This is a genomic window from Pseudomonas ulcerans (assembly GCF_036324125.1).
In the GTDB taxonomy this organism is placed as follows: Bacteria; Pseudomonadota; Gammaproteobacteria; order Pseudomonadales; family Pseudomonadaceae; genus Aquipseudomonas; species Aquipseudomonas ulcerans.
The window spans coordinates 237,514-258,941 of the sequence record NZ_JAZDQN010000003.1; the positions used below are offsets into that span (position 1 = coordinate 237,514).

Consider the following 21,428-nt stretch of genomic DNA (forward strand, 5'->3'; position numbering starts at 1 on the left):
AAGGGGCCGTTTCTCAGTGCAGTGAAAATCAGGAATCGCGGTGCTCGTACTCACCTTCGATGACGTTCGGCTGCCGCGGCCCACGCCCCGGCGCACCCGGCTGACCGTTGAAGGCATCCTCGGCAAACGCGCGCTGGCGCATGGCCTGGGCTTCCGCCCGCTGGCGCAGCTTGCGCCCGAGCAGACGGCGGACGAACGGCAACAGCAGGACCAGGCCGAACACATCGCTAATGAAGCCAGGGATCAGCAGCAGGCCACCGCCCAGCGCCAGCATCAGGCCGTGGAACATCTCCTCGGCCGGCATTTCGCCGCGCTGCAGGCTGTCACGGGTACGCAGTGCCGTCGCCAGACCGGCGACGCGCACCACCAGCAGCCCCAGGGCGGAGCCGGCGAAGATCAGCAGCAGCGCCGGGAAGAAGCCGATGGCGCTGCTCACCTTGAAGAAGGCATACAGCTCAAGGATCGGGAAAATCAGAAACAGCAGTAGAAAAGCACGCATCGAGGGTTCCTCAGCGGAAGACATCTTCCAATAGACCTCAAATGGTAACTTTAGCTGCCAATTTCAAGCCTCGGCAGCCTGTCGCTGCGGCCATTGTTCGGCGTGGGCCAGCAAAACCAAGGCTTCGCGAACTTGTGTCGGGGTATTGCAAGGCTCCGGGAAGGCCAGCCAATGCAACGCCTGGCCGATACGCAGGTGCATGCCCTCGCTGTCGATCCCGGCCAGTTGCGCCGGCTGCGTATCCGGCAGGCCGCTCAGGGCGACGTAGTGGGCGATGGCCTTGGCATGGTCGCTGTTCATGTGCTCGACCATGCTCAGCTCGGCCTTGCCGGCGAACGGGTTGGCGAGGGTCAGCTGGTCGATCCAGTGGATCGCGCCAAAACCGCCGATGTAGCGATGGCGCACCGGCTGCAGCACCCAGAAATCGAAGTCGTGGGCGCTGTGGTAGTTGCGCGAGTCGGGGAAGTAACGGTAGTAGCGTTCGGCAGCCGCCTCGATGGCCGCGGCGTCCTCCAGCTTGCGCGCCTGGGCCAGCACGGTCAGGCGGCCCACCGCCTGGACGTCCTCGGCACCACGCTCGCCCACCAGCAGCGAACACTTCGGGTCCTTCTGCAGGTTGTGGGTGTGCTGGGCGATGCGGCTGATCAGGATCAGCGGATTGCCGTCGGCGTCCAGGCAGTACGGCACCACGGAACCGAACGGAAAGCCGGGCATCGACTTGGAATGGGTCGAGAGTACCCCGCGGTACTCCTTGAGCAGCAGTTCTCGGGCTTGCCTGGCAACGGTGGCGCTCACGTCTGGACTCCTGGAAACAGGCCGCCCGGCACGGGCGGTGATAGCGACAAGCTAATCATTATCACCTGTCGCTGCCAAGGGGCTTACCAGGTCACGCCAAAGCCTGCGGTGTAGCGGGTCTTGTCCAGGTCGCTGTCGTTGGTGCCCCTGATCAGGTCCTTCTCGGCCTTGAGGTTGAGCGAGGCCCACTCGGTGACCTTGTAGCGCAGGCCGACCTCGGCATCCAGGCTGTAGTCGGCGACATTGCCCAGCGGCCGGCCAACTTCGCCGTTGGTGAACAGCTCCACGGTCTTGCCGATCAGGAAGCGGTTGTAGTTCCACTTCATGCCGATGGAGTAGAAGTTGTCCTTGCCGCCGTCGGCGTATTCGTAGTCGGTCCGGTTGAGCAGCGAACCGAGGGAGAAGGCGCCCAGTTCGTCATCCCAGAACTGGTAGCCCGGGCCGGTACCCACGGTACGCTGGCGAGCCAGGTCCTCGATGTGATCGCGCTTGTACTCCAGGCGCCCTTGCCAGAACCACTTGTCGGTGATGAAGCGGTCCAGCGCGTACTCGGCGCTCCAGTTGTTGGTGGTGGTGACGTCGTCCTTGCTGTCGCGGTTGTACTCGCCTTCGGCGTTGTGCCGCCAGCGGCCGTGGCGGGCAGTGGTCTTGAAGTCGACGTCGTAGTCGTCGGTGTTGGACTCGGCGCGCTTGTAGTCCAGGGCCAGGTCGACGTTGCCCTTCCACACCAGGTCCTCGACCACCGGCTTGGGCTTCATGATCTGCTGGATGCTCGCCAGTTCGACGGTCTTCGGCGCCTCGCCGTTGGCCAGGATCACCTTGCCCTGCTCGGCGGCCTGCAAAGACTTGGCCCGCTCGCCGCTGTATTCGTCCTGCTTGACCAGCAGTTCCTGGTCGCTTTCCAGGGTCTTGACCTGTTTCCAGTCCAGCGGAATGGAGCCACCGTAGGGTGTTTCCAGCAGCAGCTTGCCACCGTCGAACACCTTGATCTTGCCGCTCAGGCGGTCACCGTTCTTCATCCACACGGTATCGGCGAGAGCCGGCGCGCTCACGCCGACCAATGCAAGGCACAACAGGGTTCTAGAATACATAGGCAATACTGACATCAAGGTTGGCGAAAAAAGTCGGGCATTATCCGGATGCCCAGCACCAGAGCAAGGACAGACCCAAGCAATGCCAATGAGTTCAATTCCCAACGGTTACAAGAAATCCGCCGTTACCCCGGAGCGTCGCGGATGACGGGCGCTGGCGACATGACCCAGGAAAATGCCGAGTCCCGACGAACGGCGCTCTACCTGGTGCTGAACCAGATTCCACCAGGCAAGGTCACCAGCTACGGTGAATTGGCGCAGATGGCCGGACTTGGCCGTGCCGCGCGCTGGGTCGGGCGTACGCTCAGCCAGTTGCCTCCGGACACGCGGCTGCCCTGGCACCGGGTGCTGGGTGCCGGCGGTCGGCTCAGCCTCCAGCAAGGCACGCCGTCGGGGGATGAACAAAGGGCGCGCCTGCGCGCCGAAGGTGTCAGCCTGCGCAATAATCGCGTCGATATGTCGCGCCATGGCTGGCGTCCGATGGATCACACCAGTTAGAGTGCGCGCTTTGTGTCCGTAATCTTGAGGCAGATGTTGGCCCATGCCCCGTAAAACCTGGCGCGCTGCGCTCGCTGCCTATGCCAGCCCGTCGACCGTGGTGCTTCTGCTGCTCGGCTTCGCCGCCGGCCTGCCTTACATGTTGGTGTTCTCGACCCTGTCGGTCTGGCTGCGCGAGGCCGGTGTGGCCCGCGAGACGATCGGCTACGCGAGCCTGATCGGCCTGGCCTACGCGTTCAAGTGGGTCTGGTCGCCGCTGCTCGACCAATGGCGCCTGCCCTTGCTCGGCAAGCTCGGCCGTCGCCGCTCGTGGCTGGTGCTGTCGCAGTTGCTGGTGGTCATCGGCCTGATCGGCATGGGCTTCTGCGATCCGCAGAAACACCTGTCCTGGCTGATCGCCCTGGCGGTGCTGGTGGCCTTCGCCTCCGCCACCCAGGACATCGCCGTCGACGCCTACCGCCTGGAAATCGCCGACGACCAGCGCCAGGCCGCCCTCGCCGCCAGCTACATGGCCGGCTACCGGGTCGCCGCCCTGCTCGCCACCGCCGGCGCCCTGTTCTTCGCCGAATGGTTCGGCTCCACCGGCTTCAGCTACCTGCACAAGGCCTGGACCGGCACCTACGTGCTGTTCGGCGTGATGATGCTGCCCGCCGTGTTCACCACCCTGCTGATGCGCGAACCGCCGGTCTCCCTGCGCACGCAGTTGAAGGCCGCGCGCTACGGCTTCACCCACCAGTTGATGTCGGTGTTCGTGCTGATCGTGTTGCTGGTCTCGGTACCGGCGATGTTCACCCAGTTGTACAACACCGACTTCGCCAGCGTGCTGTTCGAGGGCGTCAGCCTGCTCGACCTGCTCCTGGAGGACCGCGCCTTCCTGCGCGCCATCCTCTACACCACCCTGACCTGCCTGTGCCTCTCGACCATGGGCCGTCGCGGCCTGGCGCCGGTACTGACGCCGGTCAACGACTTCATCCACCGCTACCGCTGGCAGGCCTTGCTGCTGCTCGGCCTGATCGCCACCTACCGCATGTCCGATACGGTCATGGGGGTGATGGCCAACGTGTTCTACATCGACCAGGGCTTCACCAAGGACCAGATCGCCAGTATCAGCAAGATCTTCGGCCTGGTCATGACCCTGCTCGGCGCGGGCGTCGGCGGCCTGCTGATCGTGCGCTTCGGCATCCTGCCGATCCTGTTCATCGGTGGCGTGGCCTCGGCGGGCACCAACATCCTGTTCCTGATGCTGGCCGACATGGGGCCGAACGTGGAAATGCTGGTGGTGACCATTTCCCTCGACAACTTCAGCTCGGGCCTGGCCACCTCGGCGTTCGTCGCCTACCTGTCGAGCCTGACCAACCTGAAATTCTCCGCCACCCAGTACGCCCTGCTCAGCTCGATCATGCTGCTGTTGCCGCGCCTGATCGGCGGCTACTCGGGAGTGCTGGTGGAGAAGTTCGGTTACCACGACTTCTTCCTGATCACCGCGCTGCTCGGCGTGCCGACCCTGATCCTGATTGCCCTGCACTGGCACCAGGAGAGCAACCGCGAAAAGGAACCGGCAGCCCAGCCGGAGCAGCCTGCCACCACCCCCACCAGCGAACAGCAGCAGCCCTGATTCAGGGCTGCGCCGCGCCCTCCCGCAACACCGTCCGCAACGGCCACAGCGCCAGCACGCCGGCCACGCCCGACGCCACGGCAAAGGCCAGCAGGCTGGCGCCGGCGCCAAACATCGCCATCACCGCGCCGCCCAGGCCCAGCAGAGCGATGGTGATCATTCCCAGCATCGCCGAAACCAGGCCCTTGCTCTGCTCGCTGCTGAACAGGGTCATGCGGTACAGCACGGCGTTGCCGATGCCCAGTCCGAGGGCGTAGATCGATAGCCCTACCACCAGGCTCGGTACGCTCGGGTAGAACCAGGTTGCCAGCAAGGCCACCAGCAGTCCGGCCAGGAACGGCCACAGGGCGCCGCGCACCAGAGCTGTGAGCGGATAGCGGTCGGCAATCCGGTTGATGATCAGGTTGCCCAGGATCAACCCGCCGAACACCGGCAATTGCCACATCGCATAGGCCAGGGTGCTGAGCCCCTCGTCATGGATCAGCAGTACCGGCGACAGGCCGATCCAGCCGATCAGCGGCAGGCCGATCAGGCCCAGTGCGGCGCTGCCGGCGACGAAACGCCGGTTGCCGAGCAGCTGCGCGTAACCCGAGAGCAACGGCAGCAAGTGGATCGGCTGGAACCCCAGGCGCGAGCCATCGCGGCGCTCGACGCCCAGGGTTTCCGGCATGAAGCGGTACAGGGCGACCCAGGTCACCACGGCGGTGATGCCGAACAGCACGAACAGCCAGCGCCACGACACCCATTCCAGCAGCAGCGTGCCCACCAGCGGGCCGAGCAGTGGCGACAGCAGGGCAATGTTCGCCAGCAGTGCCATCATCCGTACGGCGTCCGCCTCGCTGAACGCCTCGTTCAGCGCCGGGTAGCTGACCGTGACCACGAAGCCCAGGCCGATCCCCTGGAGCAGGCGCAGCAGGTTGAAAACCTCGATACCGTCGACCCAGAAAGCGGCCAGGCACACGACGCCGAAGAACGCACAACCGCCGAGCAACAGCGGACGCCGGCCATAGCGGTCGGCCAGCGGGCCGATCAGCCATTGCAGGAGTACGCCGCCAAGCAGATACAGATTCAACGCGTGGGGAATGTACTCGGGGCTGGCATTCAGCTCGGTCACCACCTGGGGCATGGCGGGCATGACCACGTCACTGGCGAGGTAGGTGAGCAGTTCGAACAGGGCCAGGGTCAGGGCGAAGCACAGGGCCCTGAACGGGGTGATCTTGAGGAGCGGGGTCATGGTTCGGTCGGCAGTGGGAAACGAGACCGGCTTGTATGCCAGAAAAGCCTGTCGGACCGATAGCGGGAAGAGGTGAAGAAGTGTAATGCATGGCTTGTGGGAGCGGGTTCACCCGCGATTGCTATGGCGCATTCACCACCGTAATCGCGGGTGAACCCGCTCCCACAAGGTCCCTACCGTATTACTGAGTGGCAGTCTCCTGCACCACGCGAATCACCCGTTGCGGAAAGGGAATGTCGATCCCCTCGCTCTTCAGGCGGTCACGGGCATGCTCGTTGAGCATGAACATCACGTCCCAGTAGTCCGCGGTGTTCACCCAGATGCGCAGGGAAACGGTGATGGCACTGTCGCCCAGGGTCGCGACCACCGCCTGCGGCGCCGGGTCCTTGTGCACCCGCGGGTCGTTCCTGGCCAGGTCGAGCAACACATTGCGCGCCTTCTGCAGGTCGGCTTCGTAGTCGACGCCGACATCGAACACCACCTTGCGGGTCGGCTGGCGGTTGTAGTTGGTGATGATGCCGTTGGACAGGTTACCGTTGGGCACGATCACCGTCTTGTTGTCGCCGGTGCGCAGCACGGTGTGGAAGATCTGGATGCTGTCCACGGTACCGCTGACACCCTGCGCCTCGATCCAGTCGCCCAGGCGGAACGGACGGAACAGCAGGATCAGCACGCCGCCGGCGAAGTTCGCCAGACTGCCCTGCAGGGCCAGGCCGATTGCCAGGCCGGCGGCACCGATGGCGGCGACGAACGAGGTGGTTTCCACGCCGATCATCGAGGCCACGCTGACGAACAGCAGGATCTTCAGGATGATGTTGGCCAGGGTGCTGATGAAGCCTTGCAGCGCCGTGTCGGCATTGCGCAGGGACAGCAGCTTGCCCAGTTTCGCGGTGAACTTGTTGATCAGCCACCAGCCGATCGCCAGGGTAATCAGGGCCAGGGCCAGGCGACTGCCGTATTCCATGATCAACGGAATCCAGGTCTGCGAAGTCCTGACCAGTTGATCGACCTCTGCATTCAAATCCATGTGCCCTCCAAAAGTGCGGCTAAAGCAGAAAATAGGGAGCCGCAAACGATTCAGCGACCCCAGGAACCTCGGACGCCATCAAAACGCCAAGGTTCCCGGACCGGCGCTGTCAGTCGCGGAAATTGTTGAACTGCAGCGGCATGTCGAATTCCTTGGCGCGCAGGGCGGCGATGCATTCCTGCAGGTCGTCGCGCTTCTTGCCGGTGACGCGGATCTGCTCGCCCTGGATCGCCGCCTGGACTTTCAGCTTGGCGTCCTTGATATGGGCAACGATCTTCTTCGCCAGTTCTTTGTCGATACCTTCCTTGAACACGGCCTCCTGCTTCATTTCCTTGCCGGAAGCGTAGGCATCCTTGACCTCCAGGCTCTTCGCGTCGATCTTGCGCTTGACCAGGGCCAGGCGCAGGATGTCCAGCATCGCTTCGAGCTGGAATTCCGCCTCGGCGGTCATCAGCACGGTCTGTTCCTTTTCCTTGAACTCGAAGTTGCCCTTGCCCTTCAGGTCGTAGCGGCGATCCAGCTCCTTGACGGCGTTGTCCACCGCGTTCTTGACTTCGTGCTTGTCCAGTTCCGATACCACGTCGAACGACGGCATACCCTTCTCCAAAAAATAAAAGGTGCGCTGGCGCTTCTGTACAGGGAAGCGCGATGGAGCGCACCGGGGTTTGACGGTTAAAATGCGGGCTCATTATAAACGGTTGCGAAACGCTGATGAGCAGCACCTGGCATATTCTCGGCGCCGGAAGCCTCGGCAGCCTCTGGGCCTGTCGCCTGGCCCGCGCGGGCAAGACGGTCCGCCTGATCCTGCGCGATGAGCAGCGCCTGCGCGATTACCAGACCGCCGGTGGCCTGACCCTGGTCGAACAGGGATGCGCGCAGACCTTCGCCATCGAGGCACAGACGGTCGCCGATCCAGCGCCGATCCAGCGCCTTCTGCTGGCCTGCAAGGCCTACGATGCGGAAAAGGCCGTCGCCAGCATCGCCCACCGCCTGAGCCCGGGCGCCGAACTGATCCTGCTGCAGAACGGTCTCGGCAGCCAGGACGATGTCGCCGCCCGCGTGCCGCTGGCGCGCTGCGTCTTCGCCTCCAGCACCGAAGGCGCCTTCCGCGAGCGGGACTTCCAGGTGAACTTCGCCGGCCACGGCTTCAACTGGCTGGGCGATCCGGCAAATCCGCTGGCGCCTACGTGGCTCGACGACCTCGCCGACGCCGGCATTCCCCATGAATGGACCCCGGACATCCTCACCCGCCTGTGGCGCAAGCTCGCCCTGAACTGCGCGATCAATCCGCTGACCGTGCTCTACGACTGCCGCAACGGCGGTCTTGCCGAGCACCATTGCGAAGTCGCCACACTGTGCGCCGAGCTCGCCGAACTGCTGCACACCTGCGGCCAGCCGCAAGCCGCCGAAGCCCTGGAAAGCGAAGTGCAACGGGTGATCAACGCCACCGCGGCCAACTACTCTTCGATGTACCAGGACGTACGCAACGGCCGCCGCACCGAGATCCACTACCTGCTCGGCCATGCCTGCCGCAGCGCAACCCGCCACGGCCAGCCGCTGCCGCACCTGGAACGGCTCTATCGACGCCTGGTCGAACACCTCGACGGCCACGGATTGCCCAGCGACTGAGGGCAGCGCTACCCTGCCCTCCCACCCACAGGACCATGCCTTCACCATGCCCTTGCGCGAACGCCTGGAAAACCTGCCGGTCGGCCAGAAACTGCTGGCCGCCCTGCTGGTACTTCTGATCACCATCCTGCTGGTGGCCAACCTCACCTTCATCAGCGCCGCCTACTGGATTTCCCAGGAGGCCATGGCCCCGCAAGCCCTGCAGACCATCGGCCGGCTGGTGTCCAACCCGCAGATGGCACAAGAAGCCACTGACTCACCGGAAGCGGCGAACCGCCTGCTGGACGAACTGGACACCTACTCCCCACTGCGTGCCGCCGCACTGTACGGCCCGGACGGCAAGCTGCTGGCGCAACTGCAGCATGGCGAACCGATCGCCCTGCCCAAACGCTTTCGCAATATCGAAAGCTGGCGCCTGACCGAATTCCGCAGCACCCAGCTGGTGCGCCTGCCGCGCCCTGGCAGCCCGCCTGGCCACCTGCTGCTGGTGGCCAGCAGCGAACTGCCCACCGCCTTCTACACCGGCACCCTCACCGCCAGCCTTGGCATCCTGGTGTTCAGCGTGCTGCTGTGGATGATCATCGCCCGCCAGATCAAGCGCCTGATCACCCAGCCGATCTACCAGCTGGAACAGCTGACGCGCCAGGTCACCCGGGAAGAGAACTACGCCCTGCGCGCCGCCCCCGGCAACCACGACGAGATCGGCAGCCTGGCCGAAGCCTTCAACACCATGCTGTCGCGCATCGAGGCTCGCGAGCAACAGCTCAAGCGCGCGCGTGACGAATTCCAGCGCGCCTTCGACCAGGCCCAGGGCCTGGCCGAGGAAACCCGCCACACCAACCGCAAGCTGGAGCTGGAGGTGCAGGTCCGCAGCAAGATCGAGCGCAAGCTCACCGGCTTCCAGAACTACCTGAACAGCATCATCGACTCCATGCCCTCGGCGCTGATCGCCCTCGACGAGCAGCTCTATGTCACCCAATGGAACCAGGAAGCCAGTGTCCTCTCCGGGACGCCGCTGGACGAAGCGCTGAACCAGCCGATCTTCCTCGCCTTCGAACCGCTCAAGCCGTTCCTCCCGCAGCTCAAGGAAAGCGTAGAGAAACACCGGGTGGCGAAGATCGAACGGGTGACCTGGACCCGCGGCGACGACACCCGCCACTACGCCCTGACCTTCTACCCGTTGATGGGCGGCGGTGGACGCGGCGTGGTGATCCGCATCGACGACATCACCCAGCGCCTGTCGCTGGAGGAAATGATGGTGCAGTCGGAAAAGATGCTCTCCGTCGGCGGACTCGCCGCGGGCATGGCCCACGAGATCAACAACCCGCTGGGCGCGATCCTGCACAACGTGCAGAACATTCGCCGGCGCCTGTCGCCAGACCTGCCGAAGAACCTGGAAAGCGCCAACGAGACCGGCATCGACCTGGCGACGGTCAACCAGTACCTGGACACCCGCCAGGTCCCGCAGTTGCTCGACGGCATCCAGCAGGCCGGGGCCCGGGCGGCGAAGATCGTCACCCACATGCTCAGCTTCAGCCGGCGCAGCAACCGGCAGATGGCGCCTTGCGACCTGCCGGCGCTGATCGACCAGGCGGTGGAGATCGCCGGCAACGACTTCGACCTGGCCATCGGTTTCGACTTCAAGGGCCAGGCCATCGTCCGCCAGTTCGACCCCGAGCTGGGCCCGGTACCGGGCACCGCCAACGAGCTGGAGCAAGTGCTGCTCAACCTGCTGAAGAACGCCGCCCAGGCCATTCACCTGCGCGAGGACAACCGCGAGCCGGGCCGCATTACCCTGCGCACCCGCCTGAACCCGCCATGGGCGGAGATCCAGGTGGAAGACAACGGCGTCGGCATGCCCGAGGCAGTGCGCAAGCGCACCTTCGAGCCGTTCTTCACCACCAAGGAAATCGGCCAGGGCACCGGCCTTGGCCTGTCCGTCTCGTACTTCATCATCACCAACAACCACAAGGGCCAGATGGAAGTGCAGTCGACCCCGGGCCAGGGCACCTGTTTCACCCTGCGCCTGCCGCTGATCGCCACGCCGCTGCCGAGCCCGAGCAAACTGGAGTCTTGAACCATGGGCTTTCGCCTGTCGAAGATCTACACACGCACCGGTGACAAGGGCGAGACCGGGCTCGGCGACGGTCGCCGGGTGCCCAAGGATCACCCGCGCATCGAAGCCATCGGCGAGGTGGATACGCTCAACAGTCAGCTGGGGGTGTTGCTGGCCGGCCTGGCCGAACAAGGGCTGGAGGAAGTAGTCGAGGTGCTGGCGCCCTGTCAGCATCGCCTGTTCGATCTGGGCGGAGAGCTGGCGATGCCCAGCTACCAGGCGCTGGACGCGGCCGAGGTAGAGCGGCTGGAGGCGGCCATCGATCGCTGGAACGAGGAGCTGGGGCCGCTGGAGAACTTCATCCTGCCAGGAGGATCGATGCTGGTGGCACAGGCGCATGTGTGCCGGAGCCTGGCGCGGAGTGCGGAGCGGCGGTGTCAGCAGTTGAATGCGGTGGAGCCGCTGGAGGGGGTTGGGTTGGCGTATATCAACCGGCTTTCGGATCTGTTGTTCGTAGCAGCACGCTTGATCGCCCGCCGCCAGGGCATCGGCGAAATCCTCTGGCAGGCTGCCGCCAAACCCTGAAGCGGAACACAGTCCTTTGTGGGAGCGGGTTTACCCGCGATTGCGGTGGTGAATTCACCGACGTAATCGCGGGTAAACCCGCTCCCACAAGGGCATATCGCTCTCTAGATCTCCGGCCAGAACGCGCGGATGCCGGCCACACCCTGCGCGCCGACCTGCCAGGCCCGCTCGCGCTCGTTCGGAACTACGCCACCCAGCAGGAACACCGGCTTGTTGAAGCCGTCGATCATCTGCTGCACCGCATCCCAGCCCAGCGGTTGAGCATCCGGGTGTGTCTGGGTGGCCTGCACGGGCGACAGGGTGACGAAGTCCACGCCCATCTGCTCGGCCAATGCCAGCTCTTCAGCATTGTGGCAGGACGCTGCCAACCAGCGGTCCTTGGGGAAAGGACGACCATTGGCCGCGTACTTGCGCAGTTGCTGCGAGGTCAGGTGCCAGCCGGCAGACGGGAAATCTCCCAGCCACTCCAGCGGTCCCTTGAGCATCAGTTGCGCCTTGCCCGCGCAGAGCCCGACCGCGTCCACCGCGACATCGCGGTACTTGGGGTCGTACATGTTCGGCGCGCGCAGTTGCACCAGCTTGATCCCACCGGCGATGGCCTTCTGAATGCCGCGCAGCATCTGCGGGACTTCCAGGTCATCCGGGGTAATCAGGTATTCGCCTGGCAGGCGTGCTGCCGCGACGATCGGCCGGTTGGCCTCGGGGAACTCGTAATCGGCCAGGTCACGCGGTGCGACCCAGGCCAGCGGCTGGCCTTCGGCGCCATGGGGCTCGCCCGTGAAGGCGCTGACCTCCCAGACGTCGAGCAGGATCTGCTTGTCCGGGTAGTCGTGCTTGATCTTGATCAGTGGCCGCGCGGCGGTCACCTCGATGCCCAGCTCTTCGCGCAGCTCGCGGGCCAGGGCGGTCTGCACGGCTTCGCCAGCTTCGACCTTGCCCCCGGGAAACTCCCAGAGGCCGCCCTGATGCTGGGTTTCGCCACGCCGGGCGATGAGAATACGGCCATCCGCGCCACGAATGACGGCGGCGGCGACATGAATCCGTTTCAACTTCGAACTCCGTCTGATGAAAGGATGCCGCCGTCGCGACAGGCGCAACGGCGGCGTTCGATCAGGTGCGGTATTCCGCGTTGATCTTCACGTACTCGTGGGACAGGTCGGTGGTCCAGATGGTCTCGTTGCACTGGCCGCGGCCCAGCTCGATACGGATGGTGATCTCTTCCTGGGCCATCACTGCGGCGCCCTGGTCTTCGGTGTAGGTGGCGCTGCGGCCGCCCTTGGAGGCGATGCAGACGCTGTCCAGGTACACGTCGATCAGGCTTACGTCGAGGTTCGGCACGCCGGCACGGCCGACGGCGGCGAGGATCCGGCCCCAGTTCGGGTCGGAGGCGAACAGCGCAGTCTTGATCAGCGGCGAGTGGGCCACGGCGTAGCCGACGTCCAGGCACTCCTGGTGGTTGCCGCCGCCGTTGACCTGCACGGTGACGAACTTGGTGGCACCTTCGCCGTCACGGACGATGGCCTGGGCCACTTCCATGCACACCTCGAACACTGCCTTTTTCAGCGCTTCGAACAGCGGGCCGCTGGCCTCGGTGATCTCGGCGACATCGGCCTTGCCGGTGGCGATCAGCATGCAGCAGTCGTTGGTCGAGGTATCGCCATCGATGGTGATGCGGTTGAACGACTTGTTGGCGCCGTCCAGCATCAGGTCCTTGAGCACCGCCGGAGCGACCTTGGCGTCGGTGGCGATGTAGCCGAGCATGGTGGCCATGTTCGGACGGATCATGCCAGCACCCTTGCTGATGCCGGTGACGGTGATGGTCACGCCTTCATGCTGGAACTGACGGCTGGCACCCTTGGGCAGGGTGTCGGTGGTCATGATGCCGGTGGCGGCTTCGGCCCAGTTGTTCTCGGACAGGTTGTCCAGCGCGGCCTGCAGCGCGCCTTCGATCTTCTCGACCGGCAGCGGCTCGCCGATCACGCCGGTGGAGAACGGCAGCACGGCGCTGGCGTCGACTCCGGTCAGCTCGGCCAGCCTGGCGCAGGTGCGCTCGGCGGCGGCCAGGCCCGGGGCGCCGGTGCCGGCGTTGGCATTACCGGTGTTGGTCAGCAGGTAGCGCACGGTGCCCTGCACGCGCTGCTTGGCGAGGATCACCGGGGCAGCGCAGAAGGCGTTCAGGGTGAAGACGCCGGCGACGCTGGAGCCTTCGGCACAGCGCATCACCACCACATCCTTGCGCCCCGGGCGCTTGATGCCCGCAGAGGCGATGCCGAGTTCGAAACCGGGAACCGGGTGCAACGTTGGCAAAGGACCAAGACCAACAGCCATGAAAGCGCTCCTAGAAAAAAATCGCCGTCTTCTCGTCAACGGCGCTTGGAATGGAACAACGCCGCGACGGGATGACCCGGTCGCGGCGCGGTGTTCAGGTTTCAGCGTGACACGGCTGGATCAGTTGATCTGTCCGTGGCAGTGCTTGAACTTCTTGCCGGAACCGCACCAGCACAGCTCGTTGCGGCCCAGTTTCAGGTCGTTGCGGGCAGGCGTGGCGACGGCCACTTCAGCGCCCTCTTCCTGCTGCTCGGCGCCTTCCAGGCCCGGAGCGGCGGCGTGCTGGAACTGCATGCGCTGGGCCAGTTCCTCGGCTTCGCGGCGCAGACGGGCTTCTTCCTCGACCGGGTCCTCGCGGCGGACCTGGACGTGGGACAGCACGCGGATGGTGTCGCGCTTGATCGAATCCAGCAGTTCCTGGAACAGGGTGAACGACTCGCGCTTGTACTCCTGTTTCGGGTTCTTCTGCGCATAACCACGCAGGTGGATGCCGTGGCGCAGGTGGTCCATGGTCGACAGGTGGTCTTTCCACAGGTCATCGAGGACGCGCAGGAGGATCTGCTTCTCGAAGGTACGCAGGGCTTCGGCACCGGCGCTGTCTTCCTTCTCGTTGTAGGCGTCGACCAGTTCCTTCAGGACGCGCTCGCGCAGCGTCTCTTCGTACAGCTTCTCGTCGTCGTCGAGCCATTGCTGGATCGGCAGTTTCACCCCGAAATCGCTGGCCAACGATGCTTCCAGACCGGCCACGTCCCACTGCTCAGGCAGGGATTGCGGCGGAATGTGCTGGCTGAAGGTGGCGTCGAGGCTCTCCTGGCGGAACTCGGCGATGGTGTCGCCAACGTTCTCTGCGGCCAGCAGGCTGTTGCGCATGTGGTAGATCACCTTGCGCTGCTCGTTGGCCACGTCGTCGAATTCGAGAAGCTGCTTGCGGATGTCGAAGTTGCGACCTTCGACCTTGCGCTGCGCCTTCTCGATGGCGTTGGTCACCATGCGATGCTCGATGGCCTCGCCGGACTGCATGCCCAGGGCCTTCATGAAGTTCTTCACCCGGTCGGAGGCGAAGATGCGCATCAGGCTGTCTTCCAGCGACAGGTAGAAGCGGCTGGAACCCGGGTCGCCCTGACGGCCGGAACGACCACGCAACTGGTTGTCGATACGACGGGATTCATGGCGCTCGGAGGCGATCACGTGCAGGCCACCGGACTCGATCACCTGCTGGTGGCGCTTCTGCCAGTCGGCCTTGATCTGGGCGATCTGCTCGGGGGTCGGGTTCTCCATGGAAGCCACTTCGACTTCCCAGTTGCCGCCCAGCAGGATGTCGGTACCACGACCGGCCATGTTGGTGGCGATGGTCAGCGCGCCCGGACGACCGGCCTGGGCGATGATCTCGGCCTCCTTCTCGTGGTACTTGGCGTTAAGGACCTTGTGGTCGATACCTTCCTTCTTGAGCAGGTTGGACATGTGCTCGGAGGTTTCGATGGTCGCCGTACCGACCAGGACCGGACGGCCCTGGGTCATGCTTTCCTTGATGTCGGCGATGATCGCGGCGTATTTCTCGTCGGCGGTCAGGTACACCAGGTCGTTGAAGTCCTTGCGCGCCAGTGGCTTGTTCGGCGGGATGACCATCACGTTGAGGGCGTAGATCTGGGCGAACTCGAACGCTTCGGTATCGGCGGTACCGGTCATGCCGGACAGCTTGGTGTACAGGCGGAAGTAGTTCTGGAAGGTGGTCGAGGCCAGGGTCTGGCTTTCGGCCTGGATATTCAGGTTTTCCTTGGCCTCGATGGCCTGGTGCAGGCCCTCGGAGAGGCGGCGGCCCGGCATGGTACGGCCGGTGTGCTCGTCGATCAGGAGGATCTGGCCGTCCTGGACGATGTACTCGACGTTGCGGTGGAACAGCTTGTGCGCGCGCAGGCCGGCGTAGACGTGGGTCAGCAGGCCCAGGTTGTGCGCGGAATAGAGGCTCTCGCCCTCGGCCAGCAGCCCGACCTGGGTGAGCATCTCCTCGATGAACTGGTGACCGGCTTCGTTGAGCTCGACCTGGCGGCTCTTCTCGTCGATCTTGAAGTGGCCTTCCTGGGTGACCTGGCCTTCCACTTCCTCGATGTGCTGGGTCAGGCGCGGGATCAGCTTGTTGATCTCGATGTACAGCTTGGAGCTGTCCTCGGCCTGGCCGGAAATGATCAGCGGAGTCCGCGCCTCGTCGATCAGGATGGAGTCGACTTCGTCGATCACGGCGAAATTCAGCTCGCGCTGGAATTTCTCGTCCATGCTGAACGCCATGTTGTCGCGCAGGTAGTCGAAGCCGAACTCGTTGTTGGTGCCGTAGGTGATATCGGCGGCGTAGGCGGCGCGCTTCTCTTCCGGCGGCTGGAACGGCGTGACGACGCCGACGGTGAGGCCGAGGAATTCGTACAGCGGACGCATCCAGTTGGCGTCGCGACGGGCCAGGTAGTCGTTGACCGTGACCACGTGCACGCCCTTGCCGGACAGGGCGTTGAGGTATACGCCGAGGGTCGCCACCAGGGTCTTGCCCTCACCGGTACGCATTTCCGCGATCATGCCTTCGTGCAAGGTCATGCCGCCGATCAGCTGTACGTCGAAGTGGCGCATGCCCATGATCCGCTTGCCGGCCTCGCGGGCGACGGCGAAGGCTTCGGGCAGGAGTTGGTCGAGGGTCTCGCCTTTGGCCAGGCGCTCTTTGAACTCGGCGGTCTTGCCCCGCAGCTGTTCATCGGAGAGGGCCACCATCTGCTCTTCGAAGCCGTTGACGATCTGGACCGTCTTGAGCATGCGCTTGACTTCACGCTCGTTCTTGCTTCCAAAGAGTTTCTTTAACAAAGGCGCAAACATATCGGCAGGATCTTCCACACGTAGGGATGGAGGGCGGCCCCGTGAGTCGCCCGTGCAGCGCTTATAGGCCGCATGCGAACGAGCATTCTACCCGGAAACGATGGTGAGGAAAGTGGTGGAGTTCCACGATGCTGGCACAGCGCTGTGACGGGGCTTTTTTACAATAAGGGCTTTTTCGTCAACTTCAACCCGCGTGGATCAAGATTCACGTGGATAGCGGCTCTCCAGCCCCTCGCGGGTGATCTGTTAAGATGCCTGGATCGTCTTTCCAGGTGTCACCATGGCCTATCGCCCCTCCCCCGCTCGCGCCCCAGGCACGCTGTTGCGCGAAGCCCGTCCGCTGAAAGCGCTGTTCAACCAGGCGCAGCGCCTGGCGCAGTTGCAGCGCCTGGTGGAAAGCCAGTTGCAGCCCGCTGCACGGGAGCATTGCCATGTGGCGTCGTGGCGCGAGGGGACCTTGCTGCTGATCGTCACCGACGGGCATTGGGCGACCCGCCTGCGCTACCAGCAGAAGCGCCTGCAGCGGCAGTTGCAGCAACTGGATGCGTTCGTGAACCTGAGCAGGATCCTGTTCAAGGTCCAGCCGGTCGCCACGACGGTGCGCGGTCCGAGCCATGTCATCGATATCTCCGACAAGTCGGCGGAGACCATCCAGGCTACAGCGGAAGGGATCAGTGATCCGAACCTGCGCGCAGCCCTCGAACGGCTGGCCAGTCACAGGAAGAGCAACAAGGACAAACCGCAAGCGGAATAAAAAAGGCCACCCGAGGGTGGCCTTCAAACTAGAGAGAGGATTCGAGCTTATACAGCGGCAACCGGACGCATATAGGAGATCGGTGCAGTGCTCGCATCTTCGAAGGTCACCACTTCCCAGGCGTCCTTCTCCTCGATCAGCTTGCGCAGCAGCTGGTTGTTCAGCGCGTGACCCGACTTGAAGCCACGGAATTCGCCGATCAGGCTGTTGCCCAGCAGGTAGAGGTCACCGATGGCGTCGAGGATCTTGTGCTTGACGAACTCGTCTTCATAGCGAAGACCGTCTTCGTTCAGTACACCATCCTTGTCCACCACGATAGCGTTTTCCACGCTGCCGCCGAGGGCGAGGTTGTGCTTGCGCAGGTACTCGATGTCGCTCATGAACCCGAAGGTGCGGGCGCGGCTGACTTCCTTCACGAACGAGGTGCTGGAAAAGTCGACGCTGGCGCTCTGGGTCCGGTTGCGGAACACCGGGTGGTCGAAATCGATCTCGAAACTCACCTTGAACCCGTCGAACGGCAGGAAAGTGGCGCGCTTGTCGCCGTCTTCCACTGTCACTTCACGCAGGATGCGGATGAATTTCTTCGGCGCGTCCTGTTCTTCCAGGCCGGCAGATTGAATCAGGAATACGAAGGGGCCCGCGCTACCGTCCATGATCGGCACTTCGGAGGCGGAGAGCTCGACGTAGGCGTTATCGATGCCCAGGCCAGCCATGGCCGAGAGCAGGTGCTCAACCGTGTCTACCTTGGTATCGCCGTTGACCAGCGTGGTCGACATGGTGGTCTCGCCGACGTTTTCCGCACGGGCAGGGATATGCACCACGGGATCGAGGTCGGCTCGGCAAAATACGATGCCGGTATCCACAGGCGCGGGTTTCAGGGTCAGGTAAACCTTTTCCCCGGAGTGCAGGCCGACACCTGTGGCACGGATGATATTTTTCAGGGTGCGTTGTTTAATCATGGCATTGGCCGCTTCAGCACAGATTGCGAACTGGTATCAACAAAGGCTGGGGATGATAACAGACCCCGCCTTTGCTGAACACCAATCACCCTAATACCCCTGATAAATTCCATCAATCGGCCTGACGACGCAGGAAAGCCGGGATGTCCAGGTAATCCAGATCGTCCTGTGGATTGAGCTTGGCAGCCGCTGCAGCACCCGCGTGGGTCTGGTTGCGCATCACGGTAGGACGCTCCAGGTCGCGGTAGTTCACGGCCGGTTGCTCGTTGCGCACAGGCGCCGGAGCCGGGGTCGACACTTGCGCGGCCGCAGCCTGCAGGGTGTTGTCGATGACCTTGACCGGTTTTTCGATCTTCGCACCCAGGCCGGTGGCGACCACGGTGACGTGCAGCTCGTCGCGCATGTCCGGATCGATCACGGTACCGACCTTGACCATCGCATGATCGGACGCGAACGCCTCGATGATGCTACCCACGTCGGAGTATTCACCCAGCGACAGGTCCGGACCTGCGGTGATGTTGACCAGGATGCCGCGGGCGCCCTGCAGGTTGACGTCTTCCAGCAGCGGGTTGCGGATCGCCGCCTCGGTGGCTTCGCGTGCACGGTTCGGACCGCTGGCGCAGCCGGTACCCATCATCGCCATGCCCATCTCGCTCATGACGGTGCGCACGTCGGCGAAGTCGACGTTGATCATGCCCGGACGCTTGATGATGTCGGAGATACCGCGGACGGCACCGGCCAGTACATCGTCAGCCTTGGCGAAGGCCGACAGCAGGCTGGCGTCCTTGCCCAGGATGGTCAGCAGCTTCTCGTTCGGGATGGTGATCAGCGAGTCGACGCTGTCAGCCAGAGCGCGGATGCCTTCGTCGGCGATCTGCATGCGCTTGCGGCCTTCGAACGGGAACGGACGGGTCACCACCGCAACGGTGAGGATGCCCAGTTCCTTGGCCACTTCGGCGATGATTGGCGCGGCACCGGTACCGGTACCACCACCCATGCCGGTGGTGATGAAGACCATGTTGGTGCCCTGCAGCACCTCGGCGATACGCTCGCGGTCTTCCAGCGCGGCCTGGCGGCCGATTTCCGGATTGGCGCCAGCACCCAGGCCCTTGGTCACGCCGGTACCCAGTTGCAGGATGGTGCGCGCACCGATGTTTTTCAGGGCCTGAGCATCGGTGTTGGCGCAGATGAACTCGACGCCTTCAATGCTGCTCTTGACCATGTGGTTGACGGCGTTGCCACCGCCGCCACCGACGCCGATCACCTTGATGACCGGACTTTGCGGGACGTTGTCTACGAGCTCGAACATTTTCCCTCTCCTTTCATTTCTCTAGTTTTTGCGCCTACCACTACTGCTTTGAAACTTAAAAGTTGCCCTGGACCCAACGCTTGAAACGCTCAAGCACAGGAGCCTTTGGTTCATCGCCATAGCTGTCGTTTCGAATACCTGGCACGGGCACGCCATCGGACTGCTTCTGCAGGCCGTAGGTCAGCAGGCCCACGCCAGTGGAATAAATCGGGTTGCGGACCACGTCGCTCAGGCCGCGGACGCTGTGCGGCACGCCAAGGCGCACCGGCATGTGGAAGATTTCCTCGGCCAGTTCCACCGCGCCCTCCATCTTCGAGGTACCACCGGTGAGCACGATGCCGGCCGGCACCAGGTCCTCGTAGCCGCTGCGACGCAGTTCGGCCTGGATCAGGGTGAACAGCTCGTCGTAGCGCGGCTCGACCACTTCGGCCAGGGCCTGACGAGACAGCTCGCGCGGCGGACGGTCGCCAACGCTCGGCACCTTGATGGTCTCGCCGGCACCGGCCAGCTTGGCCAGGGCGCAGGCGTAGCGGATCTTGATTTCCTCGGCGTACTGGGTCGGGGTGCGCAGCGCCATGGCGATGTCGTTGGTCACCTGGTCGCCGGCAATCGGGATCACCGCGGTGTGACGGATCGCGCCTTCGGTGAAGATGGCGATGTCGGTGGTACCGCCGCCGATATCCACCAGGCATACGCCCAGTTCTTTCTCGTCATCGGTCAGCACCGAGTAGGCCGAGGCCAGTTGCTCGAGGATGATGTCGTCGATTTCCAGGCCGCAGCGACGCACGCATTTCTCGATGTTCTGCGCAGCGTTGACGGCGCAGGTCACCACGTGGACCTTGGCCTCCAGACGCACGCCGGACATGCCCAGGGGCTCGCGCACGCCTTCCTGGTTGTCGATCACGTAGTCCTGCGGCAGGGTGTGCAGCACCCGCTGGTCGGCCGGAATGGCCACGGCCTGCGCGGCATCCAGCACCCGCTCCAGGTCGGCCGAGCTGACCTCGCGGTCGCGGATCGCGACGATGCCGTGGGAGTTCAGGCTGCGAATGTGGTTGCCGGCAACGCCGACGAACGCCGAGTGGATCCGGCAGCCGGCCATCAGCTGGGCTTCCTCGACGGCGCGCTGGATCGACTGCACGGTGGACTCGATGTTGACCACCACGCCTTTCTTCAACCCGCGCGATGGATGGGTACCGATACCGACGATTTCCAAGGTGCCGTCGGCGGCGACTTCGCCCACCAGTGCAACCACCTTGGAGGTGCCGATATCCAGCCCGACGATCATTTTTCCGCTATGCGCATTTGCCATGGGTCCTGCCTCTCTCTAATTCTTCGCCACGGCGGGTTGGGCCGCGGGCTGTGCAATCGGTTCCCGCCAGCCAACGGCAAGACCGTTGGCGTAACGCAGATCGATGCGGGCGATGTTCGTGATCTGTTCTTTGAGCGTCTTGTTGTAGATGGCAATGAAGCGGCGCATTTTTTCCACCAGGTGGTCGCGCCCCAGCAGCAGTTCGATCCCCGGTCCGGCACTGCCGGCGCCGGTGGTCAGGAACCAGCTGCCACGCTCGCGCAGTTCCAGGCGGGCGATCGAAAAGCCCATGGGACGCAGCATCTGGTTCAGTACCTGATATTGCTGCATCACTTGTTGCTGAGCCCGCTGCGGCCCGAACAGCTGCGGCAGGTGCTCGTAGTTGGCCAGCTCGCGCGGGGTGAAGGCCTGGCCCTGGTTGTTGAGCAAGGCATCCTCGCCCCAGCGCGCCACCGGCAACTGTTCTTCCAGACGGATCACCACTTCGTCCGGCCACACCCGACGGACTTCGGCATGGGCGATCCAGGGCATCTGCTCAAGCTCGGTACGCATGCTCGCCAGGTCGACGGTGAAGAAGCTCGCCGCCACGTAGGGCGCGATACGCTGCTGCACCGCCTGCTGGCTGATGTAGCTGAGGTCGCCCTGCACGGCGATCTTGGTGATCGGTCGATCGGCGTACGGCATCAGCCGCTGCGCGCCCTCGTAGGCGCCAAAGCCGGCGGCGACCAGCAGCACCGGCCACAACAGTCGCTTGAAGATGCTGAAGTTCGGCTTGGGCAGGCGCGACGCCAGTGGCTCCTTGGCCACCATACGGCTGGCACCACGCGGCACCGGCTTGTTGCGGCCGGTGGCGGGTTGCTGATGACGTAACATCGCGCCTTGCATGG

General features: G+C 63.9%; 19 protein-coding genes. 6 read left to right on the top strand and 13 right to left on the bottom strand.

All coding sequences use genetic code 11. The features are described 5' to 3' along the window. Window positions 1-28: 28 nt before the first annotated feature. The 3 genes from V0R59_RS04625 to V0R59_RS04635 form a co-directional block, all read right to left on the bottom strand. Complete coding sequence (locus V0R59_RS04625; protein ID WP_330073325.1) at window positions 29-499, bottom strand: FxsA family protein; 471 nt, start codon at window positions 497-499, stop codon at window positions 29-31. 63 nt (window positions 500-562) lie between these two features. Then, a complete protein-coding gene (locus V0R59_RS04630; RefSeq protein WP_330073324.1) occupies window positions 563-1,294 on the bottom strand; it encodes a HugZ family pyridoxamine 5'-phosphate oxidase in 732 nt (243 codons plus the stop codon). An 83-nt stretch (window positions 1,295-1,377) separates the two neighbouring features. Further along, entirely contained in the window at window positions 1,378-2,385 is a 1,008-nt protein-coding gene (locus tag V0R59_RS04635) for a DUF481 domain-containing protein (RefSeq protein ID WP_330073323.1), read from the bottom strand. 144 nt (window positions 2,386-2,529) lie between these two features. Here V0R59_RS04635 and V0R59_RS04640 point away from each other — a divergent pair, with 144 nt between their 5' ends. Beyond that, a complete protein-coding gene (locus V0R59_RS04640) occupies window positions 2,530-2,883 on the top strand; it encodes an MGMT family protein (protein ID WP_330073322.1) in 354 nt (117 codons plus the stop codon). 43 nt (window positions 2,884-2,926) lie between these two features. Continuing rightward, entirely contained in the window at window positions 2,927-4,498 is a 1,572-nt protein-coding gene (locus V0R59_RS04645) for an AmpG family muropeptide MFS transporter (RefSeq protein WP_330073321.1), read from the top strand. A gap of 1 nt (window position 4,499) precedes the next feature. Here V0R59_RS04645 and V0R59_RS04650 read toward each other — a convergent pair whose 3' ends face one another. From V0R59_RS04650 to V0R59_RS04660, 3 genes are all read right to left on the bottom strand, one after another. Next, a complete protein-coding gene (locus V0R59_RS04650) occupies window positions 4,500-5,732 on the bottom strand; it encodes an MFS transporter (protein WP_330073320.1) in 1,233 nt (410 codons plus the stop codon). A gap of 181 nt (window positions 5,733-5,913) precedes the next feature. After that, the gene (locus V0R59_RS04655; protein WP_330073319.1) at window positions 5,914-6,759 is read right to left on the bottom strand and encodes a mechanosensitive ion channel family protein; all 846 of its coding nucleotides are present in this window, start codon (window positions 6,757-6,759) and stop codon (window positions 5,914-5,916) included. Between the two features lie 109 nt (window positions 6,760-6,868). Next, window positions 6,869-7,354 (bottom strand): YajQ family cyclic di-GMP-binding protein, encoded by a 486-nt coding sequence (locus V0R59_RS04660; RefSeq protein WP_330073318.1) that lies wholly within the window; start codon window positions 7,352-7,354, stop codon window positions 6,869-6,871. Window positions 7,355-7,470: 116 nt separating this feature from the next. Here V0R59_RS04660 and V0R59_RS04665 point away from each other — a divergent pair, with 116 nt between their 5' ends. Genes V0R59_RS04665 through V0R59_RS04675 form a run of 3 tightly spaced genes read left to right on the top strand, consistent with a single transcriptional unit; the run spans window position 7,471 to window position 11,029 of the window. Next, window positions 7,471-8,388, top strand: a complete 918-nt coding sequence (locus tag V0R59_RS04665; protein ID WP_330073317.1) for a putative 2-dehydropantoate 2-reductase — start codon at window positions 7,471-7,473, stop codon at window positions 8,386-8,388. Between the two features lie 46 nt (window positions 8,389-8,434). Next, complete coding sequence (locus V0R59_RS04670) at window positions 8,435-10,465, top strand: ATP-binding protein (RefSeq protein WP_330073316.1); 2,031 nt, start codon at window positions 8,435-8,437, stop codon at window positions 10,463-10,465. Window positions 10,466-10,468: 3 nt separating this feature from the next. After that, window positions 10,469-11,029, top strand: a complete 561-nt coding sequence (locus tag V0R59_RS04675) for a cob(I)yrinic acid a,c-diamide adenosyltransferase (protein ID WP_330073315.1) — start codon at window positions 10,469-10,471, stop codon at window positions 11,027-11,029. 104 nt (window positions 11,030-11,133) lie between these two features. On the opposite strand, the gene V0R59_RS04680 is transcribed toward V0R59_RS04675, so the two are convergent. The 3 genes from V0R59_RS04680 to secA all read right to left on the bottom strand — a co-directional run bounded on the left by V0R59_RS04680 (window position 11,134) and on the right by secA (window position 16,210). After that, the gene (locus tag V0R59_RS04680) at window positions 11,134-12,078 is read right to left on the bottom strand and encodes a Nudix family hydrolase (RefSeq protein WP_330076658.1); all 945 of its coding nucleotides are present in this window, start codon (window positions 12,076-12,078) and stop codon (window positions 11,134-11,136) included. A gap of 61 nt (window positions 12,079-12,139) precedes the next feature. Further along, window positions 12,140-13,357, bottom strand: a complete 1,218-nt coding sequence (gene argJ, locus V0R59_RS04685; RefSeq protein ID WP_330076657.1) for a bifunctional glutamate N-acetyltransferase/amino-acid acetyltransferase ArgJ — start codon at window positions 13,355-13,357, stop codon at window positions 12,140-12,142. 120 nt (window positions 13,358-13,477) lie between these two features. Further along, window positions 13,478-16,210 carry a preprotein translocase subunit SecA gene (secA, locus tag V0R59_RS04690; RefSeq protein ID WP_330076656.1) on the bottom strand — a complete coding sequence of 911 codons (2,733 nt, stop codon included), beginning with the start codon at window positions 16,208-16,210 and terminating at the stop codon, window positions 13,478-13,480. Between the two features lie 280 nt (window positions 16,211-16,490). Between secA and V0R59_RS04695 the strand changes: the two genes are divergently transcribed. Further along, window positions 16,491-16,964: a DUF721 domain-containing protein gene (locus V0R59_RS04695; protein WP_330076655.1), complete on the top strand. Its 474-nt coding sequence runs from the start codon at window positions 16,491-16,493 to the stop codon at window positions 16,962-16,964. A gap of 47 nt (window positions 16,965-17,011) precedes the next feature. Here the strand turns inward: V0R59_RS04695 and lpxC are convergent, their stop codons facing one another. From lpxC to V0R59_RS04715, 4 genes are all read right to left on the bottom strand, one after another. Continuing rightward, window positions 17,012-17,923 carry a UDP-3-O-acyl-N-acetylglucosamine deacetylase gene (lpxC, locus tag V0R59_RS04700; RefSeq protein ID WP_042122980.1) on the bottom strand — a complete coding sequence of 304 codons (912 nt, stop codon included), beginning with the start codon at window positions 17,921-17,923 and terminating at the stop codon, window positions 17,012-17,014. A gap of 112 nt (window positions 17,924-18,035) precedes the next feature. Further along, a complete protein-coding gene (ftsZ, locus tag V0R59_RS04705; protein WP_042122979.1) occupies window positions 18,036-19,232 on the bottom strand; it encodes a cell division protein FtsZ in 1,197 nt (398 codons plus the stop codon). A 55-nt stretch (window positions 19,233-19,287) separates the two neighbouring features. After that, the gene (gene ftsA, locus V0R59_RS04710; protein WP_330076654.1) at window positions 19,288-20,541 is read right to left on the bottom strand and encodes a cell division protein FtsA; all 1,254 of its coding nucleotides are present in this window, start codon (window positions 20,539-20,541) and stop codon (window positions 19,288-19,290) included. Between the two features lie 15 nt (window positions 20,542-20,556). Then, window positions 20,557-21,426, bottom strand: coding sequence for a cell division protein FtsQ/DivIB (locus V0R59_RS04715; protein ID WP_330076653.1), 870 nt, complete (start codon window positions 21,424-21,426; stop codon window positions 20,557-20,559). Between the last annotated feature and the right edge of the window lie 2 nt (window positions 21,427-21,428).

Excerpts from the sequence above, each read along its gene's own strand:
- V0R59_RS04650 (WP_330073320.1), bottom strand. The coding sequence starts at position 5,732 with ATGACCCCGCTCCTCAAGATCACCCCGTTCAGGGCCCTGTGCTTCGCC.
- V0R59_RS04635 (WP_330073323.1), bottom strand. The coding sequence starts at position 2,385 with ATGTATTCTAGAACCCTGTTGTGCCTTGCATTGGTCGGCGTGAGCGCG.
- V0R59_RS04645 (WP_330073321.1), top strand. The coding sequence starts at position 2,927 with ATGCCCCGTAAAACCTGGCGCGCTGCGCTCGCTGCCTATGCCAGCCCG.
- ftsA (WP_330076654.1), bottom strand. The coding sequence starts at position 20,541 with ATGGCAAATGCGCATAGCGGAAAAATGATCGTCGGGCTGGATATCGGC.
- V0R59_RS04660 (WP_330073318.1), bottom strand. The coding sequence starts at position 7,354 with ATGCCGTCGTTCGACGTGGTATCGGAACTGGACAAGCACGAAGTCAAG.
- V0R59_RS04640 (WP_330073322.1), top strand. The coding sequence starts at position 2,530 with ATGACGGGCGCTGGCGACATGACCCAGGAAAATGCCGAGTCCCGACGA.
- argJ (WP_330076657.1), bottom strand. The coding sequence starts at position 13,357 with ATGGCTGTTGGTCTTGGTCCTTTGCCAACGTTGCACCCGGTTCCCGGT.
- lpxC (WP_042122980.1), bottom strand. The coding sequence starts at position 17,923 with ATGATTAAACAACGCACCCTGAAAAATATCATCCGTGCCACAGGTGTC.
- V0R59_RS04625 (WP_330073325.1), bottom strand. The coding sequence starts at position 499 with ATGCGTGCTTTTCTACTGCTGTTTCTGATTTTCCCGATCCTTGAGCTG.
- V0R59_RS04655 (WP_330073319.1), bottom strand. The coding sequence starts at position 6,759 with ATGGATTTGAATGCAGAGGTCGATCAACTGGTCAGGACTTCGCAGACC.
- V0R59_RS04715 (WP_330076653.1), bottom strand. The coding sequence starts at position 21,426 with ATGCAAGGCGCGATGTTACGTCATCAGCAACCCGCCACCGGCCGCAAC.
- ftsZ (WP_042122979.1), bottom strand. The coding sequence starts at position 19,232 with ATGTTCGAGCTCGTAGACAACGTCCCGCAAAGTCCGGTCATCAAGGTG.
- V0R59_RS04665 (WP_330073317.1), top strand. The coding sequence starts at position 7,471 with ATGAGCAGCACCTGGCATATTCTCGGCGCCGGAAGCCTCGGCAGCCTC.
- V0R59_RS04670 (WP_330073316.1), top strand. The coding sequence starts at position 8,435 with ATGCCCTTGCGCGAACGCCTGGAAAACCTGCCGGTCGGCCAGAAACTG.
- V0R59_RS04675 (WP_330073315.1), top strand. The coding sequence starts at position 10,469 with ATGGGCTTTCGCCTGTCGAAGATCTACACACGCACCGGTGACAAGGGC.
- secA (WP_330076656.1), bottom strand. The coding sequence starts at position 16,210 with ATGTTTGCGCCTTTGTTAAAGAAACTCTTTGGAAGCAAGAACGAGCGT.
- V0R59_RS04695 (WP_330076655.1), top strand. The coding sequence starts at position 16,491 with ATGGCCTATCGCCCCTCCCCCGCTCGCGCCCCAGGCACGCTGTTGCGC.